11 protein-coding genes and 1 tRNA gene are annotated in these 13,772 nt (G+C 63.4%); 9 read left to right on the top strand and 3 right to left on the bottom strand.

Annotation, left to right across the window (positions count from 1 at the left end):
* Positions 1–111: 111 nt before the first annotated feature.
* Positions 112–1,104 carry a thioredoxin gene (gene trxA / locus NKH63_RS27200; RefSeq protein WP_352919591.1) on the bottom strand — a complete coding sequence of 331 codons (993 nt, stop codon included), beginning with the start codon at positions 1,102–1,104 and terminating at the stop codon, positions 112–114.
* 86 nt (positions 1,105–1,190) lie between these two features.
* Positions 1,191–1,688, bottom strand: a complete 498-nt coding sequence (locus tag NKH63_RS27195) for a prolyl-tRNA synthetase associated domain-containing protein (RefSeq protein WP_352516121.1) — start codon at positions 1,686–1,688, stop codon at positions 1,191–1,193.
* A 231-nt stretch (positions 1,689–1,919) separates the two neighbouring features.
* On the opposite strand from NKH63_RS27195, the gene NKH63_RS27190 reads away from it, so the two are divergent.
* From NKH63_RS27190 to NKH63_RS27180, 3 genes are all read left to right on the top strand, one after another.
* Positions 1,920–1,994: transfer RNA gene (locus NKH63_RS27190), tRNA-Gly, on the top strand.
* A 278-nt stretch (positions 1,995–2,272) separates the two neighbouring features.
* Positions 2,273–2,611 (top strand): hypothetical protein, encoded by a 339-nt coding sequence (locus NKH63_RS27185; RefSeq protein ID WP_023720576.1) that lies wholly within the window; start codon positions 2,273–2,275, stop codon positions 2,609–2,611.
* 316 nt (positions 2,612–2,927) lie between these two features.
* Complete coding sequence (locus NKH63_RS27180; RefSeq protein ID WP_352919587.1) at positions 2,928–4,166, top strand: M24 family metallopeptidase; 1,239 nt, start codon at positions 2,928–2,930, stop codon at positions 4,164–4,166.
* A 14-nt stretch (positions 4,167–4,180) separates the two neighbouring features.
* On the opposite strand, the gene NKH63_RS27175 is transcribed toward NKH63_RS27180, so the two are convergent.
* A complete protein-coding gene (locus NKH63_RS27175; RefSeq protein ID WP_352919584.1) occupies positions 4,181–5,053 on the bottom strand; it encodes a helix-turn-helix domain-containing protein in 873 nt (290 codons plus the stop codon).
* Positions 5,054–5,159: 106 nt separating this feature from the next.
* Here NKH63_RS27175 and NKH63_RS27170 point away from each other — a divergent pair, with 106 nt between their 5' ends.
* The 6 genes from NKH63_RS27170 (at position 5,160) to NKH63_RS27145 (ending at position 13,480) form a co-directional block, all read left to right on the top strand.
* Complete coding sequence (locus NKH63_RS27170) at positions 5,160–6,431, top strand: ABC transporter substrate-binding protein (protein WP_352481101.1); 1,272 nt, start codon at positions 5,160–5,162, stop codon at positions 6,429–6,431.
* Positions 6,432–6,639: 208 nt separating this feature from the next.
* On the top strand, positions 6,640–7,500 hold the full coding sequence (locus tag NKH63_RS27165; RefSeq protein WP_352481102.1) for a carbohydrate ABC transporter permease: 861 nt from the start codon (positions 6,640–6,642) through the stop codon (positions 7,498–7,500).
* Complete coding sequence (locus tag NKH63_RS27160; RefSeq protein WP_352481103.1) at positions 7,497–8,363, top strand: carbohydrate ABC transporter permease; 867 nt, start codon at positions 7,497–7,499, stop codon at positions 8,361–8,363. Before NKH63_RS27165 ends, NKH63_RS27160 begins: the two co-directional genes overlap by 4 nt.
* Positions 8,364–8,371: 8 nt before the next feature.
* Complete coding sequence (locus NKH63_RS27155; protein WP_352481104.1) at positions 8,372–9,469, top strand: ABC transporter ATP-binding protein; 1,098 nt, start codon at positions 8,372–8,374, stop codon at positions 9,467–9,469.
* Between the two features lie 56 nt (positions 9,470–9,525).
* Positions 9,526–11,559: an aldo/keto reductase gene (locus NKH63_RS27150; protein ID WP_352919580.1), complete on the top strand. Its 2,034-nt coding sequence runs from the start codon at positions 9,526–9,528 to the stop codon at positions 11,557–11,559.
* Positions 11,560–11,698: 139 nt separating this feature from the next.
* Positions 11,699–13,480, top strand: coding sequence for an NAD(P)-binding domain-containing protein (locus NKH63_RS27145; RefSeq protein ID WP_352481106.1), 1,782 nt, complete (start codon positions 11,699–11,701; stop codon positions 13,478–13,480).
* Positions 13,481–13,772: the final 292 nt, after the last annotated feature.

Here is a 13,772-nt window from a genome sequence, read left to right as displayed (position 1 = left end):
GCCGGCACAAGGCGCGACACCGGAAACCCGAAATCGAATGCCGTCCGAAAACCTAATCTGGCGCAGCCGCCGCCGACCGCAAGCCCGCCGGACAAAACAGTCTGCGCCAGCTCAGGAAAACAGCAGCGACGACAGTTTGCGCCGTGCCGACAGCGTTGCCTCGTCGGTCATGCCCCATGCCTCGAAGAGCTGCAGCAACTGGGTTCTGGCGCCATCGTCGTTCCACGAGCGGTCGGCCTTGATGATCGCCAGCAGATTGTCGGCCGCCGCCATGCGATCACCCTTGGCGTTCTGGATCATCGCAAGCTCGAACCGCACCTGGTGATCCCCGGGATTTTCGGCCAGCCGCCGTTCCAGTTCCGCCGGATTGCCGAGCACTGCTGCTTGCGCGGCGAGCGCCATCTTGGCGCGCAGCGCGGCGAGCTGCGGCGCATCCTTCTTTGCCTCCGGCGCCCGCGCCAGCATCGCATCGGCACCTTCGGTATCGCCGGCCTCGAACAGCAGATCGCCCAAGCCGGCGATCGCCTCGATCGTCTCCGGCGCCTGTTCCAGGATAGCGTCGTAGATGTCGGCCGCGGTCTGCACGTCACCGGCCTCGCGCGCCTCGGCGGCCGCGGCCAGCGCCTCGGCCACTTGCGGTGCGCCACCATCCTTGCCGCCGACCTTCTGGATGAATTGCGTGATCTGGCTCTCGGGAATGGCGCCCATGAAGCCGTCGACCGGCTGGCCGTCCTTGAAGGCAATGACCGCCGGTATCGACTGGATGCCGAGCTGGCCGGCGATCGATGGATGGTCCTCGATGTTCATCTTGACCAGCTTGACCTTGCCGCCGGCGGCTTTCACCGCCTTTTCCAGCAGCGGGGTCAATTGCTTGCAGGGGCCGCACCATGGCGCCCAGAAATCGACCAGCACCGGCTGGCGGCGCGATTCCTGGATGACGTCGGCGGCAAATCCAGCGGTCGTGGTGTCCTTGATGACGTCGGCCGGCACCTCCGCAAGTGCGACCTTCTCACGCGCGGCATCGGTGCCGCCATACTGCACGGTGGTGGCATACTGACCGCCATTGCTGCCAAATGGGCGGCCAAAGGGGTTGCTATCGCTCATCTCGTCGCCCTTTCGGTCGCGCCGCCGGCCAAGGGACAGGCGCAACATCCTTCTTCAGAACCCGGTTTCAGTCACCCATGTGGCGATCATGCCGAGACTTTCAAGATAACAGCATCATGTCCGGTTGCCTCGACGAATTTGACCAGGTCCGTGGCGGCGATGGAAGTCGTCGCCTCATTGGTCAGCGGGTGGGCGTTGACCACAGCATGGCTCATCAGCTCCTCGTCGAGAACGACCTTGACCCTTCGCTCCGTGTCGTTGATCAGCCCGAAAACGGTGACCGCGCCCGGGACGACGCCGAGAAGCTCCATCAGCATCTCCGGCCGGCCGAAAGACACGCGGCCCGCGGCGCCGATCAGATGATGGATCTGCTTTAGATCGACCACCGCCTCCTCGCCGACGCTGACCAGGAAGAAATTATCTTTCTTGTCCTTGAGGAACAGGTTCTTGGTGTGGCCGCCGGCGATCTCGCCGCGCAGCACCTGCGAATCGGCGACAGTGAACAGCGGCGGATGCCGCTGTGTCGATACCTCGATCCCGAGTCCGGCAAGAAAGGCGAAAAGGTCGGCTTCGGTCTTCGGCATCGGTCTTTCTTCTGATGGCCCGCTTTCAACGGCTTGTTCGGCCTACGCCGTTTACGGCCAATGATGCGGCCAAGACAAGCCCGTCGCGCAATGCAGGGGTGATTGCCTTGCGACGTGTCGCGGGACGGCTTGTCCGCATTGCCGGCGAAGCAAAAAGCCTGCGAATTCCCTGTTGCAATCGCCGCGCTCTTCAGCCATATAGGCGCGGCTTGCGGCCCGAAAGCCGCGCGAGCGGGTGTAGCTCAGGGGTAGAGCACAACCTTGCCAAGGTTGGGGTCGAGCGTTCGAATCGCTTCACCCGCTCCAGTTTCTCTCAAGGGAAATCAAGCATCGAAAAGCCGCGGTCCGCCGCGGCTTTTTCGCATTTGGGCGGCACAGGACGCACTTGCCAGCAGGCGCTGCGGTCGCGCCAAGTACGCTGCAGATAGAATTCAGGACTTTTGCGTGTCGTCCTCGGACCAAGGTCCGTCTTGCAGAATGCTCTATTTGAACGGAACTTGTTGGACAGCGGGCTCCACTTTGGAAAGTCCTCACGTTTCTCACTGGAACCCATCCTGGCGGGAGGGCCACTCGAAGGAGGAATTATGAAAACGCGCACCTATCTATTCGCAGCGGCGGCCGCTCTCACCCTTGTCGCGTCTCCGGTCCTCGCTGCCCCCGGCGGCAATGGCGGCGGGAACGGCAATGGCGGCAGCCACGGCAACGGCGGAAACTCGGCTGGGGCCGGCTCGCAGGGACACGGAGCCGCCACCTCGGCCGCGGCCAAGGACAAGTCGACGACCGGAGTTGCTCATGCAATGGCGGTCGTTGCCACGACACCGGCCTCACCGCAGGCCACCCTGGCCCTGCAGGCAGCGCTGGATAGGAAGGCCGCGAAAGACGCGGCAAACACTGCCGACGACACCTCTGACGAAACCGAGTAAGCATTCGAAACTGACAACTTGTCGCGTTGAAAGCCGTGGTTCGCCGCGGCTTTTTTTCGTTTCCCCGCCTGGCGTTCGAACTCTCAAGGCCTTTGATGCATGTCGCGCAAAACTGTGCAGCGGTTTTGCGACACCGACATGCATGAAACAAGAACCTGAAGCGCGTCGCATGAGGCCGGTCGAACGCAACGCGCTTTTAGGGTCGGCAGGTCAACAGCGCTTCCAGAAAAAAGCTGCTCCACAGCGGCACTGAAGCTACGCTGAGGCCAAACGCCGCCGCATCGGCGTCGGATTCGATTGCATGCGAGGAGATCCCGTGACCGGCTTTGTCGACCGAGAACGCGCAACAGACCTGATGCAGCGTGCCAATATCGAGGCATTGGTGCTTTGCGAGCCTGAGGCATTCCAATATGCCACCGGCGCCTGGATCGGCCCGGCCGGCCTGTTCCGCCGGGCCGGCGCCGGTTTCGTGGTCATCCCGAGACGAGACGACCTGCCGATCGGCGTAGTGGTTGCCGATTTCCAGGCTGCCCAGTTCCGGGCGGCGGTGGCGGATGCCGTGGTGCGCACGCATCCGATCTGGATCGAATCCGCGTCGCTTGAGCCGGCGACGGCCGGCCGGCCCGTTGCGCAGCGCATCGAGGCCGGCCTGGTTGGCCGCGCCCCCGGTTTTGCACGTCCAGCGACCTTTGAGCTTGCCCGCTCTGTCCGCGAGCTGAAGACGATGCTCGCCGAATTCGGGCTGGAGCGTGCAACGCTCGGCATCGAGCTGGATTTTGTCTCGGCCAGCGATTTGTCCGCGATGCAGGCGATGTTGCCCGGCACGGCCCTGGTCAACGGCTCGCCGATCCTCGACAGGCTGCGGGCAATCAAATCGCAAAGCGAGATCGACCTTCTGCAGCAGGGCATCGTCCTGTCGGAAGCCGGCCTGTCGCGGCTGCAGCAGCATGCAGCGGTCGGCATGCGTCAGTCGGATCTGGTCGCGCTCTACCGGCAAGGCATCGCCGATGCAGCCGCCGGGTTATCGCAGCAAATCGCGACGGCCGAATACGTCACGCTGGGCGCTCGCCCAAAAAGCGCCGATGCGGTCGCCGCCGCCGGCGATCCGCTGAAGGCCGACATGGTCTGCAGCGTGAACGGCTATGCTTCGGACATGTCGCGGAATTTCACCTTCGGGCCGCCGTCGCCCGAACAGGCCGAATTGCATGCGATAGCCGAACGCGCCTTCGCCGATGGGCTTGCCGCGCTTATGCCCGGAAAGCCGTTCGCCGCCGTTCATCGCGCCGCCAGCGAAAGCCTGGCGCGCCAGGGCCTGCGTTCCTATCGCCGCGGCCATTTCGGCCACAGCGTCGGCCATTCCGTGTTTTCCGAGCAATGGCCGTTCATCTCGGCCGACAGCGATGTCGTGATCGAAGCCGGCATGGTGCTGGCATTCGAGATCCCGCTCTACATCGACGGTCTCGCCAGCTTCAATCTCGAAGACCAGTTCCTGATCACCGCGAACGGGCCGCTGCCGATGAACCGCTTGCCGAGGCGCCTGGAGACTATAGGCTGAATCCAGCCGGCCCCTTATCTGGCGCCGGCCACGCCCCTGCGGAAATCCGACGGCGACATGCCGGAAAGCTTGCGGAACGACTTGTTGAAGGCGCTGAGCGAGCCGAAACCCGATTCCATGGCGACGCGCAGTACATTGGCATCCTGATGCATCAGCAGCGCCTGCGCGTAGCTGAGGCGGAGCAAATTCACATATTCGTTGAGCGTCATGCCGGTCGATTTCTTGAAGATGCTCATGGCGTATTTGGGATGGATGTCGGCCGCCGCGGCAATGTCGACGCAATCGATCTCGTAGAGGAAATTCTCGGCGATGAAGTCGCACATGCGCCCGACATTGCGCAGCGATTGCTGATCGAAGGGACTGCCTATCTCCTGTTCGACCGGAGTTTCGGGCACGAGCCGGTAAGGCTCGAAGCGCACCCGCTCCAGCCGCAGCAAAAGCTCGTTGACGGCATGCTCGGCCTTGACCGGGTCGCCGGAGCGGGCATAGCGGTTCCAGCGCTCGAAATTGTGGTCGTCCGACCGGTCGGTGGCGTCGGTTACCAGCGTCGCGCCCGTCATCAGCCTGTTGCGGACGTCGACCGGCAAATGCAGCCGGAAGAAATGCACCAGCGGCAGATGCGCGCCGGCATAGATGGCATCGTCGGAGGCTTCGTCCATCTGGTGCGGCAGGCCACCCCAGAACAGACACATGTCGCCAGCAGAGAGCGAAAGCTCGTGCCCGTCCATGCGGTAATGCACGGCCCCGCGCACGATGAAATTCACCTCGACCTGGGCATGCCAATGCGGCTTGAGCATCACCAGGGGCTGGGTGTGGAACATCTGCAGCAGCAGCGGCAGGCCCTCTACGCTGCTGGCGCCAGGCTGGTAAAACGGCCTTTCCGGCATCTTACTTTCCGCTCATTTCTTATTCCCTTTGTCGCGGACAAGGCTTTCCTGAGGCCTAGTCTAGCCACGCTCGCAAACAGAGAGCAACTGAAATGGGAGGATTTCAATGCGCATAAAATCGACCTGCGCCGCGCTCGCGCTTGCCTTGGGCTCCAGCCCGGCCTTTGCGCAGTCCGGTGAAATCACGATCTGGAGCTGGAATATCGCCGCTTCGTCGCTGAAGGCCACCATAGCGGGCTTCAACAAGCAGTTTCCCGACATCAAGGTCACGGTCGAGGACCTCGGCAACCAGCCGACCTACGACAAGTCGATCGCCGGCTGTGCCGCCGGTGGCGAGGGCCTGCCGGACATCGTGACGATCGAGAACGGCGAAGCGGAAAACTACTGGAGCCAGTTCCCGGATTGCTTCGTCGACCTGCACACGCTCGGCTACACCGCGGAAGACCAGGCAAAATTCCCCGACTTCAAGCGCACCGAGCTCGAGGTGGACGACAAGGCCTATGCGATGCCGTGGGATTCGGGGCCGGTGGCGATGTTCTACCGACGCGACTTCTACGAGAAGGCCGGCGTCGATCCGTCCTCGATCAAGACCTGGGACGATTTCATCGCTGCCGCCAAGAAGATCCAGGCCGCCAATCCCGGCGTCACGATGACCAACGCCGATTTCAACGGCGATTCCGAATTCTTCCGCATGATCTCCAACGAGCAGGGCTGCGCCTACTTCTCCGCCGATGGTCAATCGATCACGGTCAACCAGCCCAAATGCGTCGATGCCATGACCAAGATCAAGGAGATGAAGGACGCCGGCATCATTTCCTCTGCCGACTGGAGCACCAAGATCACCAACAACACCGCCGGCAAGGTCGCCACGCAGATGTATGGCGGCTGGTATGAAGGCACTGTGCGCACCGAATCGCCCGATGGGACAGGCAAATGGGGCGTCTATTTGATGCCGAGCCTGACCGCCGACGGTCCGCGCGCCGCCAATCTCGGCGGCTCCTCGCTCGCCATCACCTCGGTGTCGAAGAACAAGGAAGCCGCCTACGCCTATCTGAAATACACGCTAGGGACGAATGAGGGCCAGATCACCATGCTGAAAGGCTTCGGCCTGGTGCCGTCGCTGATTTCGGCGCTCAACGACCCTTATGTCTCCGAGGGCCTGCCCTATTGGGGTGGCCAAGCCGTGTGGAAGGACATCCTCGGCACCCTGCCCAAGGTCGTCCCCAGCCGCGGTACGCCGTTCCAGAGCGACGCCGAAATCATCATCCGCGCGGTGCAGACCAAATATCTGGCCGGGGGCTATCCCGACGCCAAGGCAGCGCTCGACGATGCCGCAAGCCAGATCGCCGCGGCGACCGGCCTGCCGGTCAAGTCGTGATCTAAACGAGGCGGCTCCGAGCGCGCGGCTCCCCTTCTCCCCTTGTGGGAGAAGGTGTCGCCGAAGGCGACGGATGAGGGGTGCTCCAGCTTGGCGTTGACGGCACTCCGGCCAGCACCCCTCAACCGTCTCGGCGCTACGCGCCGATCCACCTTCTCCCACAAGGGGAGAAGGCAAGAGACTTGAAAAAGCAGAAAGGAGGAAAACGATGCGCTACCAGAACGCCACGGCGTATCGCTTCCTTGCGCCCTATCTGCTGATCTTCTCGATCTTCTGGCTGTGGCCGATCATCGATTCCTTCCTGATCTCGTTCCAGGCGACGCGCACCGTGCCGTGGCGGTTCGCGCCGACCTTCAACTGGGGCCGGCTGATCGGCGATCCGGCCTTCTTCAATGCCTTGAAGAACACATTGCTGATCCTTGTCATCCAGGTGCCGGTGATGATTTCGCTAGCGATTGTGATGGCGGTGCTTTTGAACTCGCCGCTGCTCAAGGCGCGTGGCCTGTTCCGCTTTGCCTTCTTCGCGCCGGTCGTGGTCGGCGAGGTCGCCTATTCGGCGGTTTTCCGGCTGATGTTCAATCTGGACTACGGCATCATCAACAAATTGCTGAACAGCATCGGCCTGCCCAACGTCGACTGGTTTACCAACGTCACCCCGGCGATGGCGGTCATCATGATGGCGGTGACGTGGCGCTGGGCCGGCTACAACGCCATCATCCTGCTCGCCGGCCTGCAGTCCATCCCCGAGGATGTTTACGAGGCGGCGACCCTGGACCGGGTCAGCAAGGTCAAACAGTTCTTCTACATCACGCTGCCGCTGCTCAAGCCGATCATCGTGTTCTGCGCCGTGCTGTCGATCATCGGCACCATGCAGCTGTTCACCGAGCCCTTCCTAATCACCGAGCGCGGCGGGCCGGGCGGCGGCACCGAAACGCTCGGGCTGCTGCTTTATCGCCAGGGCTTCCGGTCGCTCAATTTCGGCTACGCTTCGGCCATCGCCTACACCATGGCCGGACTGGCGATTGCCATTTCGCTGGTGCAGATATGGCTGACGAGGGAACCGAAATGACCTCGCGCTCCCCAATCAGCCATTCCCGGGTCGGCCGTTCCCAGGCCAGATTGGGCCGCAGCATCGCGCTGCATCTGTTCCTGACGCCGCTGGCGCTGGTCTGGCTGTTTCCGCTGTGGATGATGGTGGTCTTTTCCACGATGCCCGACAACGGCATCTTCAGCCCCGACATCGAGCTTTTGCCGCACGGCAATTTCCTCGACAATGTCAGCAATCTGCAGCGCGGCACCAATTTCATCGGTGCCATCGGCATCTCCGTCTCGGTGGCGGTGACCTACACCTTCCTGTCGGTGATGCTGACCTCGATGGCCGGCTGGGCGCTGGCGCGTTACAACTTCTTCGGCAAGGGCATGGTCGTCGCCATCATCTTCGGCACCATCACGCTGCCCTATGCGGTCGTGCTGATCCCGCAATTCATCATGGTGGCGCGCGACTTCAAGCTCGCCAACACCTGGGTGGCGCTGATCGTGCCGCCGCTGTTCAATTCGCTGGGCGTGCTCTTCATGCGGCAGAGCTTTTCGATGATGCCGCACGAACTGTTCGACGCCGCCAAGGTCGAGGGCGTCAAGGAATGGCGGATATTCCTGTTCGTCGCACTGCCTCTGGCGCGGCCGATGCTGGCAGCGCTCGCCATCATCCTGTTCCTTGCCTCCTGGAACAACTATCTCTGGCCGCTGCTGATCAATTCCAAGCCGGGCGCAATGACCGCGCCCGTGGCGCTCGGCACGCTGATCGGTCTCACCAAGGTGTCCTGGGGCGGCATCATGGCGGGCGCGGTGATGCTGACGGCGCCAATGCTCGTCGTGTTCGTGCTTCTGCAGCGCCATTTCGTCGCCGGCATCGCCGCCGGCGCTATCAAGTAAGGATCAGCATGGCGGCAGTCACACTCAAAAACGTCATCAAGCGCTTCGGCGTCTTCGAGATCGTCCACGGCGCCAATATCGATATCGATGACGGCGAATTCGTCGTCTTCGTCGGCCCTTCCGGCTGCGGCAAGTCAACGCTGCTCCGGATGATCGCCGGGCTCGAGGACATCAGCGACGGTGAGATCGCCATTGGCGGCAAGGTGGTGAACGACGTCGAGGCGGCCGATCGCGGCATCGCCATGGTGTTCCAGTCCTACGCGCTCTATCCGCATATGACGGTCGAGCAGAATCTGAGCTTCGGCCTGAGAATGACCGGCAACCCCAAGGCAGATACCGAGCGGCGGGTGAAGCGGGCTTCCGAAATCCTGCGCATCGCCGAGCTGATGAAGCGGCGGCCGCGGCAATTGTCGGGCGGCCAGCGCCAGCGCGTCGCCATCGGCCGCGCCATCGTGCGCGAGCCGCAAGTGTTCCTGTTCGACGAACCGCTCAGCAATCTCGATGCCGAGCTCCGGGTGCAGATGCGCGTCGAGATATCGCGCCTTCACAAGGAGCTTGGCGTTACCATGGTCTATGTGACGCACGACCAGACCGAGGCGATGACGCTGGCCGACAGGATCGTCGTGCTCAACGCCGGTAATATCGAGCAGATCGGCGCGCCGCTCGATCTCTACGACGACCCCGCCAACCGCTTCGTTGCCGGCTTCGTCGGCTCGCCGAAGATGAATTTTCTGGCGGCGAAAGTGGTCGGAACCGACAACAGCGCGGCGATCGTGGAGCTGGTCAACCATCGCGGCGTGCGACTGCGCAAGCCGCTTTCCGATGCCTTGCCTGCGATAGGCGGCGATGTCGTGCTCGGCGTGCGGCCGGAGCATTTCTTCGACGCCGGCCAGGGCGATTGCGACCTTACCCTCAAGGCCGACGTCGCCGAGCACTTGGGATCGGTGAGCTATGTCTATGCCAATTCCGGGACCGGGGGCGGGCGCGAAGAACTGATCATCGAGCGCGAGGCCTCGCGGCATCGCGCCAACGGCGACGACCTGGTGGTGTCGATCAAGGCCGACCGCTCGCTTCTCTTCGACGCCACCGGCGCACGCATTCGCTAACCCATCTTTCTTTTGTCCGATCGCGATTGCTCGCGGCCACCCCACGGAGATTTGACATGACTTCCAAACCAGAAAAAATTCGCTGGGGCATTCTCGGGCCCGGCAACATCGCCAAGGCCTTTGCCGGCGGCGTCGCCCATTCGCGCACCGGCACCTTGGTCGCCCTAGGGGCGCGCAATCCCGGCAAGGCCGGGCTCACCGAGGCTTTCCCCGGCGCCCGCATCCTCGACGGCTACGAGGCTTTGCTTGGCGATCCGGATGTCGACGCGATCTATATTTCGACGCCGCATCCGAGCCATGCCGAATGGGCGATCAAGGCAGCCGAGGCCGGAAAGCATGTGCTTTGCGAAAAGCCGCTTGGCCTGACCGCCTTCGAGGCCGACGCGATGATCCATGCGGCGCGCAAGGCCGGCACCTTTCTCGGCGAAGCCTTCATGTACCGGCTGCATCCGCAGACGGCCAAGCTGGTCGAGCTGATCGGTGCCGGCGCGATCGGCGAGATCAAGATGATCAAATCCAGCTTCGGCTTCGCCATGCCGGGCTTCATGCCGGAGCACCGGCTTTACGCCAAGGATCTTGCCGGCGGCGGCATCCTCGATGTCGGCGGCTATCCCGTGTCGATGGCGCGGCTGATTGCCGGCGCCGCGGCGGGAAAGCCCTTCGCCGAGCCGGACAAAGTGGTGGGTACTGCGCATCTCGGCCAATCCGGTGTCGACGAATGGGCGTCGGCGCTGTTGCATTTTCCGGGCGGCATCGTCGCGGAAGTCTCCTGCAGCATCTCGCTCGCTCAGGACAATGTCTTGCGCATTCTCGGCAGCAAAGGCCGCATCGAGGTCGCGGATTTCTGGTATGCCGGCGGCCAGCAAGGCGGCACCGGCGAAATCCGCATCATCCGTCCGGGTTACACCGAGGTGGTCGAGGTCAAGGAGGACGGCTGGCTTTACGCGTTCGAGGTCGACGCCGCCGGCGAGGCCATTCTCGGCGGGAAGCAGGAGTTCGCCTGGCCCGGCATGGGCTGGGCCGACAGTCTCGGCAATCTGCGCGTGCTCGACAAATGGCGTGCCGCGATCGGGCTCGAATACGACATCGAGAAACCGGCAAAGCGCGTCAACACGATCTCCGGACGGAAGCTGCGCTCCGGCGGGACCGCCATCCCCAAGCGCAGCATTCCGGGCCTGCCGCGGCGGGCCTCGTGCCTGGCGCTCGGCTTCGAGGATTTCCGCACCTTTTCGTCGGGCGCCATCCTGCTCGACGCCTATTTCGAGGCCGGCGGCAATCTGTTCGACACGGCCTTCGTCTACGGTTCCGGCTATACCGAGACCCTGCTTGGCCACTGGCTGAAAAACCGCGGCGTGCGCGAGCAATCCGTGGTCATCGGCAAGGGCGCGCACTCGCCGCTCTGCTATCCCGACGTCATCGGCAAGCAGCTCACCCAGTCGCTCGAGCGGCTGCAGACCGACCATATCGACGTTTATTTCATGCACCGCGACAATCCGGACGTGCCGGTCGACGAATTCGTCGATGCAATGGACCGCGAGGTCAAGGCCGGCCGCATCCGCGGTCCGTTCGGCGGCTCGAACTGGACAATGGAACGCATGGACGAGGCGATTGCCTATGCCGAGCGCACCGGCAAGCAGAAGCCCGGCGCACTTTCCAACAATTTCTCATTGGCCGAGATGCTGGAGCCGATCTGGGCAGGCTGCGTCACCTCCTCCAGCGACGCGTGGAAGACCTGGCTTACCGCCCGGCAGATGCCGAATTTCGCCTGGTCGAGCCAGGGCCGCGGCTTCTTCACCGACCGCGCCGGCCGCGACCGGCGCGACAATGAGGAGCTGGTCCGGGTCTGGTACTCGGAGAAGAATTTCGGCCGCCGCGACCGTGCCATCGAGCTCGCCAAGCGGCTCGGCAAAAGCCCGATTCACGTCGCGCTCGCCTACGTCCTGGCGCAGCCCTTCCCGTCCGTCCCGCTGATCGGGCCGCGCACGCTCGACGAATTGGAAGACAGCCTCCAGGCGCTCGACATTTCGCTTTCGCCGGACGACCTTGCATGGCTGGACAGCGGTTCGGATCAGGCCCGCGCGCGGGCCTGACAGCAGCGGCAGTCGCTTCAACCTTGCGCTGCGCCATAGCTTCCGGACTGTTTGCGCTGCCCTCACCCTCTCCCGCAAAGAACCGGGACAGGGTAAGAATGGCGGCAGCGCAAACGTCACTGGAAGATAGGGAAGACAGATGCTCGACATTTCACCGTCGAAACAGGCGGCCACCTGGCTCGGTTCTTTTGCGCGAGCGCTCGAAGCGGGCGACGTCGAGGCCGCAACCAATCTGTTCGTCGAGGACTGCTACTGGCGCGATCTTTTGACCTTCACCTGGAACATCAAGACGATGGAGGGGGCGGCCGCGATCCGCGACATGCTGGCGGCGACGCTGGCAACCACAAGGCCTGCTCAATGGCAGCTCAGCGGCGAAGCCACCTCGGACGAAGGCACCATCGAAGCCTGGTTTTCTTTCGAGACGTCATCGGCGTGGGGCCAAGGCATCATGCGCCTCAGGGACGGCAAGTGCCGGACGCTGTTCACGGCGATGAGCGATCTCAAGGGGTTTGAAGAGCGCAAAGGCCCGGCGCGGCCGCTGGGCGTCCGCCACAAGGCCGATCCGGAACGCGAGACCTGGCTGGAGGCAAGGCGCCGCGAGGCGCGTGACCTCGGCGTTAGCCAGCAGCCCTATTGCCTGGTCATCGGCGGCGGCCAGGGCGGCATCATGCTGGGGGCGCGGCTCAGGCAATTGGGCGTGCCGGCCATCGTCATCGAGAAGAACGCCCAGGCCGGCGATTCCTGGCGCAAGCGCTATCGCTCGCTCGTGCTGCACGACCCGGTCTGGTACGACCATCTGCCCTACATCCCGTTTCCCGAGAACTGGCCGGTGTTCACGCCCAAGGACAAGATGGGCGACTGGCTGGAGATGTATACGCGCGTCATGGAGCTCAATTACTGGACCTCTACGGCATGCGTCAGTGCCTCCTATGACGAGACCGAAAAGGTCTGGACGGTCGAGCTCGACCGCGCCGGCGAGCGCATCACGCTGAAGCCGAAGCACATCGTCTTCGCGACCGGTGCTTATGGCCCGCCCAGGCGCATCGACCTGCCGGGCGCCGAGGTCTTCAACGGCGAGATCCTGCATTCCAGCCAGTATTCCAGCGGCGAGAAATTCCGCGGCAAAAGGGTCGCCGTCATCGGCGCGGCAAGTTCCGGCCATGACGTCGGCGTCGATCTCTGGGAGAGCGGCGCCGAGGTGACCATGGTCCAGCGGTCGCCGACGACGGTGGTCAAGTCGGACACGCTGATGGAGATCGGCTTCGAGATCTTCTCGGAAAAGGCGCTGGCCCGCGGCATCACCACTGAAAAGGCCGACATGATCGTCGCCTCGACGCCGTTCGCGCTGCTGCCGCAAGGCCAGCGGGCGCTTTACGACGTCATCAAGGCGCGCGATGCTGCCTTCTACGACCGCTTGCGCAGCGCCGGCTTCGCCATCGATTTCGGCGACGACGAGACTGGGCTCCTGATGAAGGCCTACCGCACCGGCTCGGGCTTCTACATCGACGTCGGCGCCTGCGATCTGATCATCGACGGCGAGATCGGCATCCGTAGCGGCGTCGGGATCAAGTCGCTGACGCCGACAGGCATCCTCTTCGACGACGGCACGGAACTGGCGGCCGACGCAATCATCGCCTGCACCGGCTATCTCTCGATGAACGAGACAGTGGCGGCGATCGTTTCGCGCGAAGTCGCCGACAAGGTCGGGCCGTGCTGGGGGATTGGCTCGGGCGTGAAAGGCGACCCGGGTCCGTGGCAAGGCGAGTTGCGCAACATGTGGAAGCCGACAGCGCAGGAAGCGCTGTGGTTCCACGGCGGCAATCTTGCGCTGTCGCGCTTCTATTCAAAATTCGTGGCGCTGCAGATCAAGGCGCGCATGGAAGGCATTCCGACGCCAGTCTATGGAGCGCCGGTGCGATAGGGCCGCCTTTCCCTTCTCCCCTTCTTGTGGGAGAAGGTGGATCGGCGCGTAGCGCCGAGACGGATGAGGGGTGTTGGACGGAGTGCCGTCCTTGCCAAGCTGGAACACCCCTCATCCGTCGCCTTCGGCGACACCTTCTCCCACAAGGGACCTGTTGCGCAGTCATGAGCAAAAGCTTGCGGCGGCGGGGTTGCGGCGGTTGTTCGCTTTGCGGGGGATTTGACGTCTTGTTTGGGGTTTCAGGCGGTCGTCCGACCCTGTATGGGCGGAACTCAGGCGCACCTATCCCGCG

Source organism: Mesorhizobium sp. M0960 (genome assembly GCF_040319055.1).
Classification (GTDB): domain Bacteria; phylum Pseudomonadota; class Alphaproteobacteria; order Rhizobiales; family Rhizobiaceae; genus Mesorhizobium.
The sequence above is the reverse complement of the archived record's forward strand: the minus strand, read 5'-3'. Positions and strand labels throughout refer to the sequence as shown.

Excerpts from the sequence above, each read along its gene's own strand:
- trxA (WP_352919591.1), bottom strand. The coding sequence starts at position 1,104 with ATGAGCGATAGCAACCCCTTTGGCCGCCCATTTGGCAGCAATGGCGGT.
- NKH63_RS27195 (WP_352516121.1), bottom strand. The coding sequence starts at position 1,688 with ATGCCGAAGACCGAAGCCGACCTTTTCGCCTTTCTTGCCGGACTCGGG.
- NKH63_RS27185 (WP_023720576.1), top strand. The coding sequence starts at position 2,273 with ATGAAAACGCGCACCTATCTATTCGCAGCGGCGGCCGCTCTCACCCTT.
- NKH63_RS27175 (WP_352919584.1), bottom strand. The coding sequence starts at position 5,053 with ATGCCGGAAAGGCCGTTTTACCAGCCTGGCGCCAGCAGCGTAGAGGGC.
- NKH63_RS27170 (WP_352481101.1), top strand. The coding sequence starts at position 5,160 with ATGCGCATAAAATCGACCTGCGCCGCGCTCGCGCTTGCCTTGGGCTCC.
- NKH63_RS27165 (WP_352481102.1), top strand. The coding sequence starts at position 6,640 with ATGCGCTACCAGAACGCCACGGCGTATCGCTTCCTTGCGCCCTATCTG.
- NKH63_RS27160 (WP_352481103.1), top strand. The coding sequence starts at position 7,497 with ATGACCTCGCGCTCCCCAATCAGCCATTCCCGGGTCGGCCGTTCCCAG.
- NKH63_RS27155 (WP_352481104.1), top strand. The coding sequence starts at position 8,372 with ATGGCGGCAGTCACACTCAAAAACGTCATCAAGCGCTTCGGCGTCTTC.
- NKH63_RS27150 (WP_352919580.1), top strand. The coding sequence starts at position 9,526 with ATGACTTCCAAACCAGAAAAAATTCGCTGGGGCATTCTCGGGCCCGGC.
- NKH63_RS27145 (WP_352481106.1), top strand. The coding sequence starts at position 11,699 with ATGCTCGACATTTCACCGTCGAAACAGGCGGCCACCTGGCTCGGTTCT.